This is a genomic window from Mesorhizobium sp. HAY1-8B, assembly GCF_056868045.1.
This window is the reverse complement of sequence record NZ_CP200321.1, coordinates 2280697-2303048: the sequence shown is the minus strand read 5'-3', so window position 1 is coordinate 2303048 and position 22352 is coordinate 2280697. Positions and strand designations below refer to the sequence as shown.

Below are 22352 nucleotides of genomic sequence, written 5' to 3'. Positions count from 1 at the left end.
GCACTCACACCACGCGGTCCGTCCGATTTCCATATGAGCGCCGTTTGATCGGAGACGCTTTGGCAGTTTCGCGCTCTGGAGTCGCAAAGCCCAGGCGTTCAGCTCTGACGCAGATTGCAGATTTATGAGCATGGGCTGGAGGCAGACGCACACCTGCAGCTGCAGGTAGGCGTTGCGCAGCTATGCCCTTTTCTCACCAACTCGATATCGTTGGCCGAACAGATGGTCCTGCGGGAGCGGCCGGCGCCTCCATTGGGGTGATTGGGCGAAGGCGCCGGCCTACCGGGGCGCATCGTTGGGGCAACGCGCTCCGATTTCAGGAGAGATTTGTATTTTCGAAGGGCTTGGATTCCCAACCCTTAAGTCACATTGTCTCGGCGGCAACCCATCCCAGCCGCTCGAAAAAGGGCGACAGCCTCGAAGCGCCGTCCATACCCTCCGCGCTGACACAACGTGCCAGATGTCGGCGCCTAAGTGATTGCCATTCGGCATCGAATCGAACACGCATTTTGCATGTCGGTTTCGAGAAAACACTTACATGGGTTGGTCTTGCGGGGATGGAATTCGTCGTTGACTACGCGGTCGCCGTTTGGGGAACGTGTTAAGCGCCCCTCGCCGCTGCGACCGAAAGGAAGACAGCGAACCGATTCAGCGGGCGGCTCGATGCTTAAAGATGAGTTGATTTAATCGCCCTTGAGATGAACGACCAGCTTCGATCGCCTCGCTTCCATCAAGGGCAGATGTAAGCAGGGTCAAACTCCGCCAGCTCCCGCAACCGCTGGGGCTGAAGTATCTCCAAATGATGCTTGTGAAGGGTGATCAACCCGTCCTGGCGCATCTGCTGCAGGACGCGGTTGAGGTGAACACCGCTCATTCCCGTAGCGTCAGCCAGAACCTCATGGGTCAATGGCAGATCGAAGGAATGATCCCCCACAAGATCGACGCGGCGAAGGCGAGCATGCAACTCGCAAAAGAGATGTGCCAGATGTGTCGATTTCTCGTGCCGCCCCATATAGGCCAGCCAAACCCGCAAGGTTGCCTGTTCGATCAAGGCGATGCTTATGAAGGCTTTGGCGAGGTTGGGATGGCGAGCTATCGCCGCAGTCACCGCGTGCCGGTTCAAAACCGTAACCACAGTCGGGGTCAGTGCGGCCACACGTCCGACAGAACCCTTCCCCAACGCCGACAAGTCGCACAAGTCGCCGACGATCAGAAGATCGGTAATCTGCCGGGCTCCGTCCTTGAAAGAAACGGAGCGGGCGGCCCAGCCCTCCGACATTATGTGAAGCTCTGGAGTATCCTCCTCGGAATCAAAGATGGTCTCGCCGCGCCTGTAGTCCCTTGTGCTCGTTATCGCCCTCGCCAAGGCATCTCGCTCGGCTTCGCCCAACGCTATCCTGCGCATTCGCTTAACCAAAGCGTCCAACGACAAAACGATCACTCCGACGTTACAGCCAACGAATGTCTGGGAGGCTGACAAAGATAAATCGCACCAGGGCCGCTCCCCTTGACTCAGATCAACCCCAATTGATAGCCCCGCAGACAAGGACCCTCCAGACACGCGCCGGCGGATTCAAACATTGCGATATGGTCGCGTCGAATTGGTTGCATTCAAACGATTTTTGCGACGCTATCTCTATGCCCCCTCATCGGTGATCGTGGGAGGAAATCATGGGATCGCCCGAGCACGCAGTCGAGAGTTCGCCTTGTTCTTCTACCGCCACTCATAGCCAGTGCGGGATTGGCGACTGCTCACCACATCGATGAATTCCTGCCGCGCCCCATGAATCGACGCTGTGAGCCCGCTGCTCCGTTAGCGGCCGTGTTGTCGCGACGTGAGACGCAATCCGGGAAAGGGCTAACCGACTGCAAGTCTTATCCCAGTCATAATGATTGCAAGCGTAAGAACGGTAGCGATTAGCCATGGGCGCGCGCGGTACCGGCTTAGCCACGGAGCTGGGCCAAGTTTGGCCCTGACGGATGGCTGAGCGCCGCGGCGCGGCGGCTCCATCACAACGTTCTGGCTGCAGCTTTGGCCAACAAGCTCGCGCGCATTGCGTAGAACGTGCTTTCCACGGTCGTTCGTTTGCGGGCGAATTCGAGCCGCACATGCGGTCAGCGTCGTGATGCGTGATTGTTGATGTTCCTGCCACGGTCTGCGAGGTGACTTGAAACGGATGGCACAGCGGTCTCCTTGGCGCGCCTGAGACCTGGATGCACGCATGGCCGACAGAGGCCTGCCACATAGGAAGATCAGGTGTGTGCGGATTACGATGATGGCCCGGAGCACCGGCTCCATGCCAGCGGCGCCGTGGCTGACACACACCTTTGCTGCCCCTCCAGGCGCCTGCTGGCGATTGATGATGGTGCGGCTGATATCGATTCCTTGGCACTGGAATCATGGCAACGTTGGGCACTCGCAGAGGCAGACAGGATCGATTCAGTACGGTCTGGTAAAAATCCGACACATCTCAGGCTGTCGTGCTAGCAAGTCGACGCCGCAGCTGCCGCCTAATCTAGGTTAGCCTAAGGAAGAACATTCCATAGACGTTCGCGGAACCAAAGCGATCCGCTCAGACCTTGGTAATCAAGAGTGTAAGACCTTGGTCCTGCGGCATAACCAAGAGGAGGGAAAGCCAGGAATACCTTCGATTTGACTTCGCGAACTGCACCCTCGTTATCGACGCAGTGGCCCAAGTCTGGAGGGGGGCTATCCTTAAGCCTAGTTGGGCAGCGTAACAGATATGATAGCGGCGCCACCAGCGATGAGCCACAGTCATCCTCATGCCCTCCGGCATGCATCGCGAGCGCAAGGAGGGTAGGCCTCTGCAGATAGCTGCTCAATCCCCGCTGCCGCAACAATCATCCTATAAGACTAGAGCCAACTTGCTCCTTTTAGAGGAGCCTCTTCCCCTGTGGTTCCGTTGACAAATAGCTACCACCCGATACGCTTTTTCACAACCAAACTGAAACTTGTGACGGTTTTTCCGATACTGTCCGTGCATTGGATGAAGGCCGTCGACGGGTTCGACACTACTATCAGGTGAACGGTTGTTGGATATTGAAAAGCGGCACGGTCCACAGGCGGCGGGAAGAGTTGGATCGACTTGTTCAGAGCCCTTCGGGGCTGCCGCCGTTGGTCGTCCACTTTTTGAAAACTCGCTATCGATATTGAACCGGACTGGTGCTTGGCATATAGCCAAGGACCTTTGCCAGGAGTTCGTACCAGAGCACGCACGGGTTCGATATTGGAGACTTGGCGCGATAGCTCCCGAAGGGCTGGCGCGCAAGATCGCGGCCAGGCTGATGATGCTGGAAATCAGTTGGCTTAAGGACAGCCAATATTGCTTGATCGGCAGCAAAGCCGCGGGTGGCAACAGCCGGATCTTTCTCGATCCGCTCTTTGTGCTGAGATCAGAGCTGGCTGAAAAAGATATCGTGCTCTGCCATGACGTCGGCCCTTTGAGCCACAGCTACCTCTATGACTCTGTAACCGTCGAGAATTACCGTGTCGCCTATGAAAAAATCCGCAGGCACAGGCCCGGGATTGTTTTCGTCAGCGATTGGTCGAAGGACAATTTCGTTTCCATCTATGGGTCAAACTTCCGATTCCTGACCACCATTCCGCTATACGTGCGCACGGGCCTGTTTGAGGGGTCGCTGGAAGCTCTTCCTGGTGTCGACGGGCCATTCTTCTTGACTGTCGGCGCCTTTGAAACACGTAAGAACCAGATCACGGCGCTTGAGGCCTATCGAGACGGCGGGTTCTACAAGCAAGGTATCAAATACGTGCTTTGCGGCTCGCGAGGCGAAGGCCGCGAGAAGATCGTCGATCTTGCGAAATCGATACCAGGGACGGTGTTGCCGGGATATGTGGCGGACAGCCAGTTGCGCTGGCTCTACGCGAAAGCAGAGGCATTCATTCTGCCGAGCCTTCTGGAAGGGTTTGGCATGCCCGCCTTGGAGGCGGCCCATATGGGCCTCTTACCGATCGTCTCCGAGGGAAGTGCATTGGTGGAAGCGGTGGAAGGCGTATGCGTGCAAGTCCCTCCAAAAGACACGACTGCAATCGGACAGGCGATGCGGCGAGCCCTTTCACGCAGTTCGAGCGAAAAGGCACGGGCCAGCCGCGAACTGCGGGACGTTGCCTCGCGCGCTTCGAAACAGCGCTTCCTGCAGGGCTGGAGAAGCCTGCTGCTGGGCGGATAAATCGAGTCCGGACGTTTGGTGAAGGCGCGGGCATACCTCGCCTGTGGGTCAGAGGCCCAAAAGGGGGCAGGCCGCGCGATACCAGAATGGCAATGCCTTCCACCGCAAGCCTGCATTGAACAGCCCGCCCCAGTGCCAGAGCCAATGGTGCGGCACACGGCTGCGGAGATCGCGCGCAAACTTCCCGAAGAGGCCGCGACTGCAGTGGAGGCCTACGAAAGCAGTCGTTCCATTTTCCGGGATCGTTGGCAAAACGACTTGAGTGAAGCATTGGCTCGGGCGCTGGGTAGCGTTCCGGTCCCCTAGGCAGCATCGATAGCAGGCATGGGCTGTGCCGTCTGATAGCGATTGCGTCTTTCAAAACCCGCTGCCATGCGTAAGGCGCTGACCCTGGTGGCAGAGACAACAGCGATTGCGATGAAGAAGAGGGGGCCAGGGTCGGCGCTGCCGCCTGACACCGAGTTGGCAATTATGCCGGCGAAGGCGGCGTTCCTGATGCTCAATGCGACTGCAGCCGTCTCAGGCGCCACCCATTGTTGCACCCCGCTCAATCCCCGGGTCAGGACACCGAGCAGCATGGCCAGCATCAGAGACCCAAAGAAGCCAAGCTGGGACAGAACCGCGATCGGCCAGCTTGATGCCCTGGAACTGCCGAAGCCGACGCCAAGGCCACTGGTGTCGACGAAGGACTGCAGGCTCTTGAGGTTCCAATAGGTGCGCTCATGCCCCGAGGCGGAATCGGCTTTGTTGATGATGGTGCTGTTGATGAGCCTGACGAAGGGATCCAGCGCGTCGGCCCTGTAGAGGCTGACGCCCAAAACAGCGGCCACGCCCAGCACCATCAGGACGGTGATCAATATCTCCTCCCGCTCGAACTCGTCCCCTGAGAACTGATGCCAACATTGAGAGGGCGACCGGAATACACAGCAAAGTGAGGCCAAGATAGGCGGTCGAGGATGTCGACAGGATGGTCAGGAAAAGCAGAATGGCCGCAAGCCACTGGGCGAGACGAGACCTGGTCTTTCTCCAATATGTAAAGGAGAATGCCAGGCAGGCCAGGGAGGCGCCGGCAAACGAAGAGGCCTCGGAAAAAGGTCCTGTGATACGTGCGAAACCGGCCTCGTAAGCGTTGCTTATGATCGCATAGTTGGCGGTTCTGATCGGGGCGAGTACGTCGCCCACGCCGGCATTCTTGCTGACGAAATCAAGCAGCCCCATGCCGGCATGTAGGCCGCACCACAAGAAGAACCCACGGCGTAGCTGGTCTATCCTGTCGGCGTGCAGCAACAGGGTGCAAAGCGCGATGGTCGTTAGGCCACCGAGAATGAAATAGCCTGTCTGAGAGGTATTGCCTGAAACCGGAGCCAGCGAAGCTTCCACGACGGTGCCGCGGATTTTCGACTGAACAAAGACAGCCGTCTGCCCGGCGAAAAACCTTGGAAACAGCCACGCTCCAATGATTGCGTAAACCATGACGCCCGCAAGGATCCAGACTGGGCGGATGCTCCCAAACACGCGTCCTAAGTCGAGCCATATATGTCGTCTGGCAGCGACGGCAGCGACGAGCAGAGCCTCGAACATGGTGTAGATGAGCGGAGATGACCCACCCAAAAAAGTCAGGGTCATGACGGCCGTGGCGCCGAATGCCTGGGAAGCAATCAGCCCAACAATCAGCATTCCTCGGGAATAGTATGCAATGATCAGAATAGCCGCGCACACCAGCAGACCCGGTAAAGAAACCTGCATTGCTGATTGAGCCTCTCTCCCAGTTGGTCATGCTAACGTTGACGAAGACGCTATCCGATGATGCATCATTCGACAGGCGCATAGCTTGGGCAAGAGAGCCAAACGGCGTAGTCCCGCGTTCCGCAGGAAGCCGTAGCCCGGAGCAGCGGCAGATCCACGGTGCAGCGTTATGCTTGTCGGTGAACCTGATAAAAAGGGCTGCCAGCCATGGGTGCCAAGTGCCGAGTTATTCGCTTGGACTAGAGAAGCACGCGCGGCCTATGGCCAACACGTCTGGAATAGTTCGAGACGCCGGCCTTTCGGATTCCGGCCTACCCCTTCCTGCAAACGGCTAATTGGCAAACGCCCACTAAAGAACGCCTCGACGGCGATAAATGTCACGCTTATACACAGTCTGCGGGCAAGCTTATGCTTACAATCGTGAAATGTCGTGTTAATTGGAGAATGTCAGGAGCTCTTGGCAACGGGGTGGGTTCTCCGGAGTTCCATATTGAGGAGGATAAGCGGTATGACCACCCAGGTTATACATGGCGCATTTAGCCCTAAGCAGATGAAGCAACTCAGGGAAATTTATGAACGGGCGCGGGCTGTGACCGCCCAGTATCCTGAATCCCACGTTGCCAACAAAGCCGCCAAGAAGTTGATCGATGCCTTCGAAACCGTGACCTGCAGCGATGCAAAGGGTAGGCGGTGGCTGAGTGAGACGGATCCCCAGGGAAACGCCTGAGGTCCAAGCGTCAATTCCAGAAGTATCTATCCGCCTGTCAGCCAATGCTGGCAGGCGGATTTTTTTCGCTGTCCTGGCGCGCCGCTCCTACAAAGCGATAGGGGAGCCACTGGGGCGGGCGAGTGGCTCCCCTATCCTGTCTCGCTTTATCCGCAGACAGACCGCGTAAGCCTGGGCAGACGCTGGCAAATCCATGCTCGTCTTGGTCCACATATGTCGTCAACGAAGCCTTTGGGGTAAGACGACAGAGGCCTGTCTGCCTAGCTTCCGCCTATCGGATGAACATGGCGGCTCCGCCAATCTCGAACTAATTGCATGTTGGATTCATGAACCGAGCGTATCGGCCAGCTCCGGTTGCCCGCGCAATTGGCGAGACTCCTTGGATGCAAGTAAATAAATTTACCGAAAATTAATTTAGATTAGCTCCCGCTTGTACAGCATAAACTACTCAATTCTGGGTGGCATAGGGGAGAAAACGATGAGCGTCTGAGCTGGAGAGATTCGGCTAGGCCTTCACGGGCAGAAAACTTCAAAAAAAACCAGGAATTTGAGGGGGTTATGACGGCCGCCAGAAGGTCGTCTTGTGTGGGCAAAATTGGGGTACTAGTATGGTTTCTGCAATCGGACTGCATAATTTCGATTCGGCAAGTCAAGCTTATTCGAGCAGCAATGGAAGGGGCAGCGAACAAGCCGACAAAGAGTGCCTGCTTATTCTAGACGGAAGGGCCCTGGACCGGGAATGTCTGGCATCAGCCCTTAAGGACCATGATCTCGGTATGGCCGTTGCCGCCATGGGCACGATCGAAGAATGGCGCATAAGGAAGGAGGCTTGCCCTCCCCTAGCTGCCATTCTATTTAATCTTGGCGGGCGTAAATTTACTGACCACGGCATTGCAGATGAGATTAGATTAATTTCGTCGGAATTCAGCTCCGTTCCGGTAATAATTTTGTCTGACATAGATGATCTTGGGCAAATACTAACAGCGCTTGAATGCGGTGCACGTGGCTACATTCCGACTTCGGTTGGTATTGATGTCTGCGTCGAAGCCGTCAATCTTGCGGCGGCTGGTGGCATCTTTGTGCCGGCCAGCAGCGTTTTGTCCATGCGTCATCTGATCGATTCAGGCAGCCGCGACACGCGTCCGTTGACGACTATGTTCACGCACCGGCAAGCTGAAGTCGCTCAGGCGCTTCGGCGCGGCAAGGCGAACAAGATCATAGCCTACGAATTGAACTTGCGCGAAAGCACGGTGAAGGTGCATATCCGAAACATCATGAAAAAACTGAAGGCGACGAATAGGACTGAGGTCGCCTACAAGGTCAACGATCTTTTCGGGGAAGGCACTCTCGCGCAGGAATGACAGCGGTTTCACGCGGCCCGCCGAGGGTTAACCTCGGCGGGCCGGACCGCATTTTTGTTGACCTCGCTCCGCCATTGTCCATTCCGTAGCCGCTCCGACTGGCGTCCTGTTCGTTGTCAAACGCTGTATTTGGTCTCCGATATCACCATAAGGCTGGAGCGTCGTACACGTCTGAGCAGGCTTTGTTGTCTATCCGTGCGCGCTAACTGATCCCAGATGGCTGGACATCCCTACTCGAAGGGTGAGGACAGGCCCATTTTCGCGCCAAGCTCTATCGAACCTGGTCTTGGGGACCTCGACAGCAACGAGTAGATGAATATGCCATGGGCAATCGTTCCCTCGGCCTAAGGCACGTCTATGTGTTATGAGAGGTGGAGGCGGCGCCACATGGCGCTTCCAGCAATCCCGGATGCGCGTGCCGCGGCCACCGCAAAAAGGAACGACGTTTCATCTCGGCAACTCCGACGGATCAGTCAATGCCACGAAAGGAATTGGCAAAGGTCGCGCCCAGCCGGCGAGGTGATGCACATGTCTGATGATCTCGTCCTTCAAGTTCCATGGAAGGATAGGGTGTAGTTCGGCTCGGCACGGTCGATCGGGTTGATCGGCTTGATTGGGATGGGCCTGCCAGGCGCGAACAAACCATTCCCGTACTGGTTCCGGTCGACCGTGAAGTAAGACGAACCTGTCGGCGATGTCCTCAAGTTTTGTGCGGGAGGCAAAGCAATGGACTTGCAATGCAACCGCCATAACTGGCGTCTTTGCCTTGACTAGCCTGGCGCGGGCACATCTGAGGCATCGCGTATGGCGGCATGTCGGGATTTGAATTCGCTCGAGCTGACGATGCCAAAGGCAATGGTTTCGCGCGTCATCGATCCTGCCCGCAATTGGCGGGAATAGGTTTCCATCCCGTAGCTGTCCGCGGGGCGGTTCAACAACAGCTGGTAGAGAAAGGCAATGTAGGCGCGGTCTGTCAGGCCGATCGTGGCATATTTGGCCTCGAACTCTTCGGAGTGGATCATTTCCATGATGACGTTGATGGGCCTGGTATCTCCGCTGTCGAGCGCCGCCGACCAACGGTTCAAGCCGGCGGCGTCGCCGTCATGGCCAAGGACGAGGCAATAGGCAAAATTTACCTGGCGCATATAGGTGAACCCGTCGGCAAACTTGGCATCAGGATCGCACTCTCGGTGCGGCTTGGGTAACGGCTGCGGGCCACGGGTGATGTCGCGAACAGCCATATAGGCAGGTTTCGGTTCACCGGTTGTCCATTTGCCGTTGCTGTTTTTGGTAAGTCTAACCAGCCCCATATTGGCTTCGAAGCTCGGAGCCCAATAGGTCTCATCCAGCAGCTCGTAGATATGCGCAGCTTCGACTTTGTACTTATCCTGGAGTTCGCGAAGCCGTGTCATTGTTTGCTTGACGCCTTCAGCCTGCTGCCGCTCGCTGCGCTGACTTCCGTAGGGGTTGTTGAATTCGGTGACCCAGATGGGTTTGCCGTAGGAGGAAATCTCGCGGAAAGCCCATTCCGGATCTTCCCCATACATGTGCCAGACCGAGATGTCCCAGGCGATCCCGTCCTGCTTCATTCGCGCGAAGGCGCCAGTATGGCCCCATCCGGCCGTCCCCATTGCTCTTTTTATGCTCGGGTCAACTGCCGTCATGCCGTCGGATAGGCCCTTGAGAACAGCGCTCACCTTCACCCAGCGCGGACCATAGTAGTCGAGCACTCCGGTTCCACCTGCGGGGCCCCACCCGCATGGATATTGCGATCCGTCATCGCGTTTCTCGCAGGGCTTTATGATGGCATAGATCTCCATCTCGTTGCCGAGTTCCCAAACGCGGATATCGTCCTTGAACCTGGCGCCAAGGGTGACCGCCAATTGCCGGGCCTCACTATAGAGCTCTTCCGGCTTTTCCTTATCCAGGTCCAGTCCCGGTGTGATCACGGGCAGTATTTCGACACCTCTTTCTTTACCGGCCTTCACGACCCGAGCAAGGGTATCTCCCTCACCTGCGGTAGTGATGTTGACCCGATATGATTTGAGGCCGAGATTTTTGACGAAATCGAGTTGTTTTTCGATCGGAACATCCGGGTATGAAACCACCGGATGGCCGTTCACGCCCCAGAGCAAATCGGCGGATGCGGGAGCGGATGCTGTTAGCAACAAAGCAGCCGCGGCTGCGAAACGAAACGACATGGCGATCATGCCTCCCTGCACGACATTCAATATTGGGGATTGTCGGAACTGCGGGACGCTGAAGCAATTTGCCTATACGGGTATGGGAAGCTTCGCATTACCTCCTTTGGAGGTCATAACCTAGCCATCAGGCGGCATGACTATTTGAGTGCCGCTGTCCTGATTCAGCACCCGGATGAGCGTTGGCCACCGCCGAAGATGAACCGAATTGATATGTGCGCCTTGCGCGATAACCAACGGGGTAACCGCACTCACGGTCAGTTACCCGTGGACTTCCCCGAAATCCGCGTCGACCTGGATCATAAGCTCGAGATACTTCCATGCGATCCAGCGCCAGGAATAGCTGCTCGCCCTGGTATGGCCCTTGCCCACCATTCGCTTGCGCAAATCCGGGTCGACCGCTAGCTGGCGAACGTTTTCAACCCATGACTGGACGTCGTCCGGATCCGCATAGAGGGCGGAATCTCCGCAGATTTCAGGCAAACAGGGCGAAGTCGAGGCTATGACCGGGCAACCCGACGCCATCGCCTCGATAGCGGGCAACCCAAAGCCTTCGATCCGTGATGGAAACAGGAAGCAAAGGGCGCCTTCGAGCGCTTTTTTAAAGTCGTTATCGCTTATGCGCCCAAGAAGGATGATGTTTGACGGCATTTCCGGGACGTGTCGCAAGACCGTAGTCTCGTCGATATCGCCCGGCATCCAGAGATCGAGGCCCATCTCATCGAGAAACGATGCGAGCTTAGCAAGAAGCCCCATGTTCTTGTATTCTTGATCCCCCCGGCCCAGGCAAACGACATATGGCCTGCTCCGGTTGACAGCTAGAGATGATCTTGTTGCGTCCCACTTCTTAGCATGGTCGCTGCCGTTGTAGGTGACGACAATGTTTTCCGCGCGCGCGATCCCAAACTCGACCAGATGACTGCGGGAGAGTTGCGAAACCGTAGTGATCCGTGCAGCCCGCCTGCCCAGCAGCGGAAGGATCAGGCGGTGCGCCCAACGGAACCCTCGCGCGTAGCTCGACGGCATCAACCTTGTATGCATGTCGTGGATGCATGCAATCTGGCGTCTCAGCACGACCGGTGCGAGGTTGCAAAAACTCAGCAACCCTCCCGGCACATGCCAGGGCAACTGCGCCTGCACCCAGAACTGAGGAAGTCGAGGCCTGTTGAATTCGGGGACGACCCGCACCGAGATGGCTTTCAGATGAAGAGGCTCGGCAGGCTGGCGCGGCACCACGAGATCGATCTCAAGGTCGCGACCCAAGGGATGCCCTTCTGAAATAAGGGCGTCGAGAGCCATTGTCACTTCGTGGGCGTAACGCGCGATCCCATTGCGTCGTAGCGTGGTGAAATCGCCGTTTATCGTCCACCGCCGCTTTGGCGGCTCGAAGTCCGCCAGTGTCCGGCCAGGATGGCCAATCAGGTACTGCGAGCCGCCAGGAAGCGATCTTGCCACCACAGCGGCGGCACTGTGTCCGTTCAAATCTCTGGACTGCCCCGCCGGCGCCGCATTGAACTCAGATTTGCCCATCACCTCCTCCGCGTTGCCGGACCAACAACCAGACTAACACTCTCGGAAACACAGCGGCCCTCAAACGTTTGAGGTAGTTCCAACGCTCGCCCTCGCCTGGCTGGATGATGCTGCGTGCGTCCGGATGACCCAACGGTCGTGGTGACCGCACGCGCTGGCGGTTTCAAAATAAGGACATCGAGAGGGTGACATGGCACGGCACTGGACGATCAACGGACGTTTCCTTTCCCAACCGACAACAGGCGTCCAGCGTTATGCGGGAGAGATCGTCCGTTCGCTGGACGCCTTGATTGCCGAGCAGGCACCGCTCACCCACGGGCTTGAGCTCAGACTTCACTGCCCATCGGGCAGTTCGGACATCCCGCTCAATTCTATCGAACGTTGCGAGATAGGCAGCAGGGGTGGGCATCTATGGGAGCAGACCCGGCTTGCCGCCTCTCTTCACGGGGGCGGACTACTCAGCCTGTGCAATACCGGGCCGCTTTTGTCGCGCAAGCATATTGTCTGCATTCATGATGCAAATGTCTGGAATGCGCCCCAGAGCTATTCACTTGGCTTCAGGACTTCCTACAAAGCGCTGCTGCCATGCCTCGGCAAGACGGCATGCAGCATTTCGACCGTTTCCAATTTTTCGCTAGGCGAACTGGTTCGACGGGGCATCGTCCCAAAGCGGAGGGCCTTCGTTGCTCCGAACGGCCATGAACATGCCTTGTTATGGAAGCCCGAACACTCGGCAGCGACACGATTGGTGGCCTCGCGTGAAACCATCGTCATGATCGGAAGCGCCGCACCCCACAAGAATGTGAATCTCATCCTCGATATGGCCGACCTCCTTGGCAAAGCTGGACTGAAGATTGCGGTTGTCGGCATGTCAGGTTCGCACATTTTCAAAACAGGATCGGCCAGAGCCGAAGCCCGAAACATCCATTGGCTCGGACGCATTTCTGACAACGAACTGGCCGCGCTGTTGACGGACTCGCTTTGCCTGGCTTTTCCTTCACTAACCGAAGGCTTTGGGCTCCCGGTTGTCGAGGCGATGGCGCTCGGCTGTCCGGTTGTGGTGTCCGAACGCGCCAGCCTGCCAGAGGTCTGTGGGAACGCAGCCCTTTATGCTGCTGCCGACAACCCGCAGGCATGGTTCGACCGTTTCATGGGGTTACGCAATTCCAAGGCCCTACGCCTGCAGTTGATAGGGAAGGGAAAAGCCAGAGCCTCGGCATATAGCTGGAGAGCGAGTGCCTTGCGCTACCTGCAGGCGATGGCTCTTGCCGACGGCATCGATACAGAAACCAAGGTCGTCAGGTTGCGTGAACTCACATGATCCTGTGAAGTGCCTGGACCGTTCCTATCGAACTCGAGCATGGCCCGGTCGAAATTCTCTTCAGAGAAGCGCTGCGCGTTCCTGGCACAGGCCTGGGGCGTGATGAGGTGGCTGTTTTCCTCGAACCGTTTGACCGCTTCCTTGAGGTGCTCGATGGTCTGAGCCTTGAACAGCACCCCCGTCGGCTCGGGATCTGCCCCCAGGTTCCGCGCAATATCGACCGCGCCGCCTCTCCCGAAAGCGATCAGCGGCGTCCCGCAGGCCTGCGCCTCGGCGAGCGCGATGCCAAAATCCTCGCAACCCGCAAAGACCATTGCCTTCGCTCGGGCAAGTGTTTCGATATATTCCTTGCGAGGAAGGAACCCCGAAAATGTGACGTTCGGCCCTGCCAGCGCCCGCAGGCTGGCTGATTGCTGTCCCTCGCCGACTATGACCAGCCGTCGCGACGGCATCTCGTTAAATGCCCTGATCACGAGGTCGGTGCGCTTATAGGGGGCGAGGAAGGACGCCGACACGTAGTAGTCGTCCTTGTCCTCGACACAGGGCAGTTCCTTCAGCGAGACCGGTGGGAAAACGACCCGGGCGTCACGTCCATAGATGTGCCGGATTCGGGAACGGACATAATTTGAATTCGCCAACATCAGGTCTGGACCGTGCGCGGTTCTCGTATCCCACGTCCTCAGACGGTGCAGCATATAGCGGTAGAGCATTCCCTTCGGACCGAAGCCGAGCTTGCCCTGCTGAAGATAGGAGAATTGCTCGTCCCAGGCATAGCGGACGGGGCTGTGCACATAACACAGGTGCGGCTGATCAGGTCTTGTGATCACACCCCGAGAAAATGCGGCCGAAGACGAGATCACCGCGTCATAACCGGTCACGTCGAACTGCTCGATCAGAAAGGGGCAAAAGAAGAAGAGGGACCGGTAGAATTTCCGCACCATAGGAATCCGGTTGGCCGCAGAGGCGTGAAATTCCACGTCGTGGAAGTATTGCTCCTTCACCTCAGCCGGGAGGAAGTCGAAGAGTGTGAACACCTCCGCATTGGGAAGTTGCTTGCAGATTTGCGCCAGAACTCTTTCGCCGCCCCGGAAATTTGGGCACCAGTCGTGAACGACCGCTATCCTGGCATATCTGTCGAAGTCAGGGGCCGGGGCAGCCGGAAACTCATCAATCGGCATTTCGACCTTGGCCGCGATGGCCAGGTCGGAAGAACGTTCATGGAGCATGGTTCTCCCCTTCCCCCTTGAGGCCTCAGTTTCTGTTTTGTCCGGAGCCGATCGCAAGTTGTCCGATCGGTCATAGGCTGCTCCCGGCGAATATCCGCCTACCGCTTATGGTTGTGACCTGCTTGCAGAAAATACTTCAAAAGCTTGTACTCAGGGGTAGGTCGCGTCGGTCGAGCCCACTTTTATGCAGGCTGTTTGAGCCCTCGCGTCATAATAGGGTCAGGGGAAGCGACGCCTGGAAGAAATATGAAACTTGCAGTGATTATCCCAACCCTCGGCCGCAGCGAGCAAGTTGCTCGCCTGCTGGGGTATTTGGGCGGCCAGACAAGACTTCCCGACGAAGTCATATTGTCGGCACCAGACGCCACACACATCGAACTGCCGGACGGCTGCCCTTTCCCCGTATCGAGTGTTTTCGGTCCGAAAGGATTGGCGGCCCAACGCAATACCGCTCTTGTGCCCTCATTGGGGCGTTTCGACATCATTACATTCTTCGACGATGATTTCGTCCCATCCACCCGATACTTGGAGCAGATCGAACAGGCTTTTGCCGGAAATGACGGATGGGCGGTTGTTATGGGCAGGGTCGTCAGGGACGGCGCAACCAATGCCGGTCTTAGCTGGGACGATGCGGAAGCTGCGCTGAGGGAATCGGAAGGCCAAAAACCGAATGGACCGTCCGTGGTCGACCATGTCGGCGCCTACGGATGCAACATGTCCTTTCGCTCCTCGCTGGTTGGCGATCTGCGCTTCGACGAGCGCCTCGTCCTCTATGGCTGGCAGGAGGACATCGACTTCACAAGTCAAATGAGATCCAGAGGTCGAGTCGTATGCGTGATGTCGATCACTGGCGTTCATCTCGGAATCAAAACGGGACGCGTCAGCGGAAAGCGCTTCGGTTACTCCCAGGTAGCCAATGCGATCTACCTGATAAGGAAGGGGACAGTTCCAGCGTCTTTCGCGCTTCCCCTTATGTTCAGGAATATTGCGGCCAACCTCGCAAAGAGCCTTTGGCCCGAGCCATATGTCGACCGTAGGGGTCGTCTCAGCGGCAATGCGCTCGCGATCCTGCATATCGCCATGGGCCGCATCGAACCCGAATACATCCTGAAGATCTGACGACGGTGAAGACAATGCGGAAATGGCTTTCAACAGTGGCAGGGATTTCATTGGCGGCAACCGCTGCCTGTCCGTTGCCGGCATCGGCCGCGGAGTACCTGCTTGGGCCGCAGGACAAGGTCAGACTCAAGGTTTACGAATGGCGCGCATCGCGCGATGTGATCTTCGAGTGGACGGCTCTCAACGACAGTTTCACTGTCGGTGCCGACGGGGCGCTCTTCCTGCCATTTGTCGGGCAGATACGCGCGGAGGGCACCGCTCCCGGGGAGCTCGCCCACGCCATAGGCGATCGGCTGATGCAGCAGATGGGTCTCGGCCGTCAGCCGGATGTGGCCGTGGAGATTGCCCAGTACAGGCCGTTCTATGTCGTCGGCAACGTCAAGCAATCCGGAGAATTTCCCTACAGACCCGGTCTGACGGTGCTGCAGGCGCTCGGGGTCGCCGGGGGGTTGCCGATGCGCGAGGATGATGTGTCTCGCCTTGGACGAGAGTTCATCACAGGCCAAGGCGATGTCGGGCTGCTGGCTCTGAACAATGTCAGCCTGCTCGCGCGCAAAGCGCGGTTGCAGTCAGAGCTGACCGGCAGTGACGGCATCGCTTTCCCGTCCGAACTGACGGACAGGGCTTCCAATGAAACCGTCGCGCAGGCAATGGACCAGGAACGAAAGATTTTCGCTATCCGCAAGGATGCACTGGCGACCCAACTCCGTGCACTGCGAGAACTCAAGGACTTCCTGCAACAGGAGCTGGCTTCGCTCGAGCAACAGCTGACCTTCCATGACAAACAGATCGAGCTCATCCAAAAGGAGTTGGCGGGTGTCTCGAATCTTGTGCAGAAGGGCCTCGCGGTCGCACCGCGGGAGCTTGCTCTTGAGGGGGCAGTCGCACAGATGCAGAGCGACAGATTGGCGGCCGAGACCTCGATGCTGCGTGTCAGGCAGGAGATGAGCAAGACAGACATCGAAATACTCAACCTCAGCAATCAGCGTTCCAGCGAGGTCGCCGATGGCTTGCGCGAAACACAGCAGCAGCTCAACGAGGTCACCAGCAAATCCGACACAGCAGTGCAGTTGCTGCACGAGACACAGGTTGCGGTCCCCGCTCTGCTGGCCCTAAGGCAAAGTGCTGCGAGGGCCAAGCCGATCTTCACGATTGTGAGGCCGAAAGACGGCGGCTCGGAAGAACTCGCTGCCAACGAGACAACCCTTGTCGAGCCGGGGGATACTGTGAAGGTCGAAATCCCCCTACCGCAGTCGGGCTTGGATAGCTTGCCTGCAGCGGATGCAAACATCCAGGCCGAAACAACTGCTGTTGGAAGTACGAACTGACCAGATCCGCGTTGGGCCAACCAGGTCGGCATCCTGGCTCGGTCGATGATCAACCGTGCGGCCCCCTCTTGCAGGTGGCGTTGCACGGGCACGGCGTGTCACGCATGGTGGCTATGATCCGAAAATATGTGACTCTACAAGTGACATTTCCGATATTTCAAACGGCATTCCGAACCACTGTCTCTAGCACTTGCCTTGCACTGCGAGCCCGCATATCAGTTGGCGCACGCGGGGCCCTCGGCCTCTGACGGAACTCCCTGCCGCGGCAAGCCAACTGGTTCTGCGGGTGCCACTGGAGATATCGGTGCTCACAAGCATACTGGCCGTGTCGGTGGCAGGGATATTACTGGGTTTACGGTTCAAGGCTGCGGCTCTGCTGGCAGCGACTGCAGTGCTTCTGATCGGAATCGTTGCCTGGAATAGCCTGGGGCTGCCTGGCCATGTGACCGTTGGCGAATTTCTAATTCTGATGTTTCTTCTGGCTTGCGCCTACCTCGCAGGCTTGTCTCTATCGCACTGCTGGAATCGAAACGAAAAGTGAACGTCGTTCGAGGGCTCAGGAGGCCCTGTCGACCCGCATGACCGCGACGATGGTCCTGAGCAAGATCACGACATCGAGCCAAATCGACCAGTTCCGCACATACTGGCTGTCCAGCGCAACGCGATTATCATAGCCCATGCTGCTTCTTCCACTCACCTGCCAAAGACCGGTGAGTCCCGGCCTCGTTGCGAGGTACTCTGCCTGATGCTCGCCATAGCGCCTGAGTTCGTCTTTGACGATAGGTCTTGGGCCCACGCAACTCATGTCACCGCGCAGTATGTTGATGAGTTGGGGAAGCTCATCCAGGCTGGACTTGCGCAGCAGTCGCCCAAAGAGCGTAACGCGGGGATCGTTCCTGATCTTGTGAGTCTCTTCCCACTCCTTGCGTGCGTCAGCGTTGGCATCGAGATAGGCCTTCAGAACTTCGTCGGAATTGGCCACCATCGAGCGAAACTTGTAGCAATTGAATGAGCTTCCACCGAAGCCTACTCGGCTATGCGAGAATATTGCCGGACCTCCGGCCGTAACCTTAATGAACAGACCTACGAGGATCATGACGGGCGAGGCCAAAACGATAGCTGCGCCGGCTATGGCCAAATCCATGATCCGTTTGAGGAGACCTCCAATCGGAGGGTTCGTCGTCCCGGTAATGACATCCGACAGGTCATTCAACACCGTTCCGGCGCCGGCGTAGTCACGCGCAGAAACAACATGCTGGACCGCCCTGCTCTCGACCGCTGCCGGCACAACGGGTTGGATCCAAAGCGCCTCCCCCTGGCGCTGCTTTTCGAAGGCGTTTGTCATGTGACGGTCGCTGTTTCTCGTTGTTTAACTTCGACAGTCTTCCAAGGACGGAACCTGCCGGCAAGAAATGCAAAGGAGGTAGCGCGATACTCCAGTGGCTACCCCCTAATCCTCACGTATGATTGCCTACACGCTTTGCCGACTCCCGAAGACGCTGTGCTTGGCTTCAACCCGACGGTGCTTGGATGTCATCGCACGCGCCTTTGTGAGAAGCACGCCAAGTATCGACGTCCTGGAGGCTTGCAGTGTTCTCACGAGTTCCCGCAGCGTGTCGACGTGCGTCTTTCCCCACTCCGCAACGACTACGACACCGTCGAGCACGGATCCAACGATTAGGTCATCCGGTCCGGATTCAAGCGTTGGCAGATCAACGATGACAATGTCATAAGCAGCCAGCTCGTAGGCTGTCTGATCGTCTGCACCAACTTCAGAGAGGAAAACCTGCATATTCCTTGGCACGAGAAGGTTCTTTGCATCCACCACGGAACTTGGAAGAACGTCGAACCGCCGCCCCTGAGCGCGGACGATATTTTGTCGAATGGGGTGCTGGCACTCTTTGCCCTGGATGTTCGAGTGCCCAAGCAGTCGTGTGGTGATCGTCGATCTCCGAACATCAGCATCGATCACCAAAGTCTTTAGACCGGACATTGAATACAGCGTGGCGAGATTGCTAACGACGGAACTCTTCTGACTGCTGTTCGAAACAGCAGTCAGTCCAAGGAACTTCACCGGGTGGTTCGTTTCCGCCAAGCTGATTTCGGTTCGCGCTTTCCTCAGGCTCTGGCTGTATCGCGACCAGGGATGCCTGGTCACTTCGTCGACGTTTCCGAATTCCCTGCGCTTGCTGGTGGGCGCCAATTCTCCGACGCACTCTATTCCCAGATTATCGCGGATATGACGTGGCGACCGTATGGTCCAGTCGAACGAATGCCGCGCGAAGGAAAGGCCAATTCCGAGAATGAGCCCTGCGACGCCAGCGAAGGCCAACACCAGCTTCGGTTTTGGAGCGCTTGGAGAAAGCGGCGGCGTCGCGGCAGTGATTACTCTTGCATCGGCAACCGGGTAGGACTGCTGGCTTACCGAATTGGTGTATGCCTGCAGGAAGCTCTCGTACATTTTTTTATAGGTGTCAGCAGTTACCTCGAGTTCTTCGAGAGTAGGTTCAGAATTAACGCCGCCACCGGCACTTGCACCACCTCCGACGCTATAGTCGTGCCGAGAACGAAAGGCCTGTGCGCTGGCCATCGCCTCGTTCATCTGGGTGCGCAGTTGCTGAAGGCGTTTTTCCAACCATGCTCCACCTTCTCTTGCCGAATTGGCCTTGGTGTCGATCTGTTCATGCACGAAGGCGTCAGCCGTCGCATTCGCAATCTTGGCGGCGCCCTCGGCATCGGCAGAGGTGAAGGATATGTCTATCGCGTAGGAGACACCTACCCTTCGCACATCGAGGCCCCTGAGGAAAATAAGCATGCTGAGACGCGACTTCTGGTAGTCGGTCAGCTTAGCGGTCGGTTCCGGACCGATATGCCCCGAGAGTGCGTTCAGCCGGGTGCTTTTCTGAAGCCCCAAAGCCTGGATCATCATATCTTTGATTTTCCTGAACCTCTCCTGCAACATCGGCGTCTCAGGGCGATTGAAACTCGCATCTTCAACCAACTTCAACTGATCAATTACCATCGAAGCAATCTTCTCTGATTGCAATACCGCAATCTGGCTTTCTATTTGAGCCGTATCTAACGATAGATTTACTTCACCGCCCTCCTGCAGATGTTGCGGCAGCTTCGGTTCGATCAATATCTTCGCGCTAGCTGTAAAAACCGGATCGGTGGTCAAATTGTAGAACCATGCGACCAAGAGCGCCGCGGCGAGGCAGGCCGTAATTGTTCCGGCATAATGTCTCAGAAACCCCGTTATGTCCGAGAGACTGATGAATTCCTGTCCGGCGCTGGCCTGATGATTGGTTGCCAAGGGCCACTGGTTGGCGAACAAGCGGTTCATTCAAGGTCTCCGGCGGGCATGAAGGGAGAATCCTTCGTGCACGCCGCCCTGACTAGGAGCTTCATGGCGTCCGCCCGATGTTCTCTTAAGAGCCGAGGCCCGCGATCCCAAGCTTTTGCAGGAAGACTACGCCGACACCGGGGAAGGTAAACGCCACCAATTGGCGTAGACCTACGCCCTGTGGGAGTGAAGAATGCGCGGCAGGCCGGCCCTTACCCTGGCTAGAAACGACTTCTGCTGCTCCAGCAGCACCTGTCGTGCTCGGTTGTCCGCAAGGTCTTGCGCGAGAAGATCCAGCTTGGCTGACAGGCGTTCGCTCTTGTCCCCGTTTTCCGTCGCCTCCAGGGAAAATGCGGCACAATCTGTCATTCGTTTCCGAGCCCTGCGAAGTAGCTCCGATTCCCTTTCGATCTCTGGCTGAATGAAGTCGAGCGCACGTGCCAAGGCTCGGAAACGCCTGTGATCGACGTTCTTCTGAAAAGAGAATCTGAATGGTGTCAGCGGCACTACACAGCCACAATTGAGGTTATCGCCCGATGCGGACCTTCTTACCACGATACTCAACCGCCATGCCTAGACGAGACATCCCTTCGATCATCGATCGGCACCACCTATTGGATGAGGTGGAACGAACCGGGGGGTAGCGCTACCCGAATTCATGAAGGGGCCGCGGCTTGTCGAGATGCTAGTAATGTTGGCGCAATTTCGGAGCTTTAGCCGTGACCCTAAAGATAGTCGGCCAAGCCAGGCCGAACACATTCGCGTTCGAGAACAATGCTCTCATCAAAGCCACTGGCTTCCGAGAATACGATGCACGCTGGTGGTTCGGCCACCCCGGCTCGGATAAAGAGCCCGAGCTCAATTTGATGGGCGCCCAAGCGCTGGGAATGGGCCTCGGCACTCTGATCCGCCGAATGGGAGTCGGCCCGGAGATCATCACCGGTCACGACTTTCGCAGCTATTCCATGTCCATAAAGATGGCACTGACATCAGGGCTGATGGCTGCTGGCGGACGTGTCATGGACATCGGCCTGGCGCTTTCCCCGACCGCCTATTTCGCCCAGTTCGCACTCAACGCTCCGTCTGTTGCAATGGTAACGGCCTCCCATAATGAGAACGGGTGGACCGGCGTGAAGATGGGCGCGCAGAAACCGCTTACATTCGGGCCTGAGCAGATGACAGCGCTGAAGGCGCTCGTGCTGAACGGAGACTTCGATCTTGTGGGTGGTGGCAGCTATGAATTCGTTTCCGACTTTCGTGAGAAATATATCGAAGACTTGACTGCCGGAAGGAACGTTCGACGCAAGCCGCGCGTCGTAGTTGCCTGCGGAAATGGGACGGCTGGCGCATTTGCGCCGCAGGTGCTTGAAACCATCGGCTGTGACGTGGTTCCCCTCGACGTGGAGCTCGATCACACGTTTCCGCGTTACAACCCTAACCCCGAAGACATGCAGATGCTGCATGCGATCCGGGATAAGGTTCTGGAGACCGGTGCCGATTTGGGTCTCGGCTTCGACGGCGACGGCGACCGCTGCGGCGTCGTGGACAACGAAGGCTCTGAGATCTTCGCGGACAAGGTTGGCGTCATGCTGGCGCGAGACCTTTGCAGCCTGCATCCACAATCCACCTTTATCGTGGACGTGAAATCGACCGGGCTTTTCATGACTGATCCTGTTCTAGCGCAAAACGGCGCACGGACGGACTATTGGAAAACGGGGCATTCCTACATCAAGCGACGGGTTGCCGAGCTTGATGCAATCGCAGGCTTCGAGAAGTCGGGGCACTTCTTCTTCAACCCGCCGATCGGCCGCGGCTATGACGACGGCCTTATCACGGCGATCGCCGTCTGCGAGATGCTCGACCGTAATCCGGGAAGGACCCTGGCCGAACTCTACCGCGCCCTGCCCGTAACCTTCGGCACCCCAACAATGTCGCCCCACTGTCCCGACGAACTCAAATATTGCGTCGTCGACAAGGTCCTCGGCGACTTCATGAAAATGAAGGGGGATGGGACCGAGTTTGCGGGTCAGCCGCTGGCTGATCTGGTTACCGTCAATGGGGTGCGTGTCGTGGCTCAAGACGGCACCTGGGGTCTGGTCAGAGCTTCGTCGAACAAGCCCGAAATTGTCGTCGTCGTCGAAAGCCCCGTCTCGTCGGAGCGACGTCGACAGATGTTCGAGGCAATCGACGCCGTCCTGCGCCGCAACCCAGAGGTCGGAGCTTACAACCAGACATTCTGAG

At 57.3% G+C, this 22352-nt stretch carries 15 protein-coding genes; 7 read left to right on the top strand and 8 right to left on the bottom strand.

The features are described from left to right. Window positions 1-730: 730 nt before the first annotated feature. Window positions 731-1405: a Crp/Fnr family transcriptional regulator gene (locus AC1VON_RS10955; protein WP_172352162.1), complete on the bottom strand. Its 675-nt coding sequence runs from the start codon at window positions 1403-1405 to the stop codon at window positions 731-733. Between the two features lie 1649 nt (window positions 1406-3054). Here AC1VON_RS10955 and AC1VON_RS10950 point away from each other — a divergent pair. Continuing rightward, window positions 3055-4209: a glycosyltransferase gene (locus AC1VON_RS10950; protein WP_246740781.1), complete on the top strand. Its 1155-nt coding sequence runs from the start codon at window positions 3055-3057 to the stop codon at window positions 4207-4209. Between the two features lie 302 nt (window positions 4210-4511). Here AC1VON_RS10950 and AC1VON_RS10945 read toward each other — a convergent pair whose 3' ends face one another. After that, window positions 4512-5039: a hypothetical protein gene (locus AC1VON_RS10945; RefSeq protein WP_483122099.1), complete on the bottom strand. Its 528-nt coding sequence runs from the start codon at window positions 5037-5039 to the stop codon at window positions 4512-4514. Then, window positions 4930-5955, bottom strand: coding sequence for a hypothetical protein (locus AC1VON_RS10940; protein ID WP_483122098.1), 1026 nt, complete (start codon window positions 5953-5955; stop codon window positions 4930-4932). The genes AC1VON_RS10945 and AC1VON_RS10940 overlap by 110 nt, the downstream gene beginning before the upstream one ends. Window positions 5956-6463: 508 nt before the next feature. On the opposite strand from AC1VON_RS10940, the gene AC1VON_RS10935 reads away from it, so the two are divergent. Further along, entirely contained in the window at window positions 6464-6682 is a 219-nt protein-coding gene (locus AC1VON_RS10935; RefSeq protein WP_172352164.1) for a hypothetical protein, read from the top strand. A gap of 608 nt (window positions 6683-7290) precedes the next feature. Next, window positions 7291-8043 carry a response regulator transcription factor gene (locus AC1VON_RS10930; RefSeq protein ID WP_172352165.1) on the top strand — a complete coding sequence of 251 codons (753 nt, stop codon included), beginning with the start codon at window positions 7291-7293 and terminating at the stop codon, window positions 8041-8043. 770 nt (window positions 8044-8813) lie between these two features. Here the strand turns inward: AC1VON_RS10930 and AC1VON_RS10925 are convergent. Both AC1VON_RS10925 and AC1VON_RS10920 read right to left on the bottom strand, forming a co-directional pair. Continuing rightward, the gene (locus AC1VON_RS10925) at window positions 8814-10244 is read right to left on the bottom strand and encodes a DUF4214 domain-containing protein (RefSeq protein ID WP_172353099.1); all 1431 of its coding nucleotides are present in this window, start codon (window positions 10242-10244) and stop codon (window positions 8814-8816) included. Between the two features lie 261 nt (window positions 10245-10505). Further along, entirely contained in the window at window positions 10506-11774 is a 1269-nt protein-coding gene (locus AC1VON_RS10920; protein WP_483122096.1) for a glycosyltransferase family 4 protein, read from the bottom strand. Between the two features lie 190 nt (window positions 11775-11964). Between AC1VON_RS10920 and AC1VON_RS10915 the strand changes: the two genes are divergently transcribed. Further along, window positions 11965-13095, top strand: a complete 1131-nt coding sequence (locus AC1VON_RS10915) for a glycosyltransferase family 4 protein (protein WP_172352167.1) — start codon at window positions 11965-11967, stop codon at window positions 13093-13095. Here AC1VON_RS10915 and AC1VON_RS10910 read toward each other — a convergent pair. Further along, window positions 13020-14321, bottom strand: a complete 1302-nt coding sequence (locus AC1VON_RS10910; RefSeq protein ID WP_483122094.1) for a glycosyltransferase — start codon at window positions 14319-14321, stop codon at window positions 13020-13022. The genes AC1VON_RS10915 and AC1VON_RS10910 overlap by 76 nt on opposite strands. A gap of 246 nt (window positions 14322-14567) precedes the next feature. Here AC1VON_RS10910 and AC1VON_RS10905 point away from each other — a divergent pair, with 246 nt between their 5' ends. Both AC1VON_RS10905 and AC1VON_RS10900 read left to right on the top strand, forming a co-directional pair. Then, window positions 14568-15440, top strand: coding sequence for a glycosyltransferase family 2 protein (locus AC1VON_RS10905; RefSeq protein WP_172352169.1), 873 nt, complete (start codon window positions 14568-14570; stop codon window positions 15438-15440). A 14-nt stretch (window positions 15441-15454) separates the two neighbouring features. Continuing rightward, window positions 15455-16768: a polysaccharide biosynthesis/export family protein gene (locus AC1VON_RS10900; RefSeq protein WP_483122092.1), complete on the top strand. Its 1314-nt coding sequence runs from the start codon at window positions 15455-15457 to the stop codon at window positions 16766-16768. 556 nt (window positions 16769-17324) lie between these two features. Here AC1VON_RS10900 and AC1VON_RS10895 read toward each other — a convergent pair. Further along, window positions 17325-18113 (bottom strand): sugar transferase, encoded by a 789-nt coding sequence (locus tag AC1VON_RS10895; RefSeq protein ID WP_483122090.1) that lies wholly within the window; start codon window positions 18111-18113, stop codon window positions 17325-17327. Between the two features lie 126 nt (window positions 18114-18239). Then, window positions 18240-20111, bottom strand: coding sequence for a GumC family protein (locus tag AC1VON_RS10890; protein WP_483122088.1), 1872 nt, complete (start codon window positions 20109-20111; stop codon window positions 18240-18242). A 719-nt stretch (window positions 20112-20830) separates the two neighbouring features. Here AC1VON_RS10890 and AC1VON_RS10885 point away from each other — a divergent pair. Next, on the top strand, window positions 20831-22351 hold the full coding sequence (locus tag AC1VON_RS10885) for a phosphomannomutase/phosphoglucomutase (RefSeq protein ID WP_483122086.1): 1521 nt from the start codon (window positions 20831-20833) through the stop codon (window positions 22349-22351). The last annotated feature ends 1 nt before the right edge of the window (window position 22352 follow it).

Coding starts and splice junctions, on each gene's coding strand:
- AC1VON_RS10955 (WP_172352162.1), bottom strand. CDS start 1,405: ATGCGCAGGATAGCGTTGGGCGAAGCCGAGCGAGATGCCTTGGCGAGG.
- AC1VON_RS10940 (WP_483122098.1), bottom strand. CDS start 5,955: ATGCAGGTTTCTTTACCGGGTCTGCTGGTGTGCGCGGCTATTCTGATC.
- AC1VON_RS10935 (WP_172352164.1), top strand. CDS start 6,464: ATGACCACCCAGGTTATACATGGCGCATTTAGCCCTAAGCAGATGAAG.
- AC1VON_RS10930 (WP_172352165.1), top strand. CDS start 7,291: ATGGTTTCTGCAATCGGACTGCATAATTTCGATTCGGCAAGTCAAGCT.
- AC1VON_RS10925 (WP_172353099.1), bottom strand. CDS start 10,244: ATGTCGTTTCGTTTCGCAGCCGCGGCTGCTTTGTTGCTAACAGCATCC.
- AC1VON_RS10920 (WP_483122096.1), bottom strand. CDS start 11,774: ATGGGCAAATCTGAGTTCAATGCGGCGCCGGCGGGGCAGTCCAGAGAT.
- AC1VON_RS10915 (WP_172352167.1), top strand. CDS start 11,965: ATGGCACGGCACTGGACGATCAACGGACGTTTCCTTTCCCAACCGACA.
- AC1VON_RS10910 (WP_483122094.1), bottom strand. CDS start 14,321: ATGCTCCATGAACGTTCTTCCGACCTGGCCATCGCGGCCAAGGTCGAA.
- AC1VON_RS10905 (WP_172352169.1), top strand. CDS start 14,568: ATGAAACTTGCAGTGATTATCCCAACCCTCGGCCGCAGCGAGCAAGTT.
- AC1VON_RS10900 (WP_483122092.1), top strand. CDS start 15,455: ATGCGGAAATGGCTTTCAACAGTGGCAGGGATTTCATTGGCGGCAACC.
- AC1VON_RS10895 (WP_483122090.1), bottom strand. CDS start 18,113: ATGACAAACGCCTTCGAAAAGCAGCGCCAGGGGGAGGCGCTTTGGATC.
- AC1VON_RS10890 (WP_483122088.1), bottom strand. CDS start 20,111: ATGAACCGCTTGTTCGCCAACCAGTGGCCCTTGGCAACCAATCATCAG.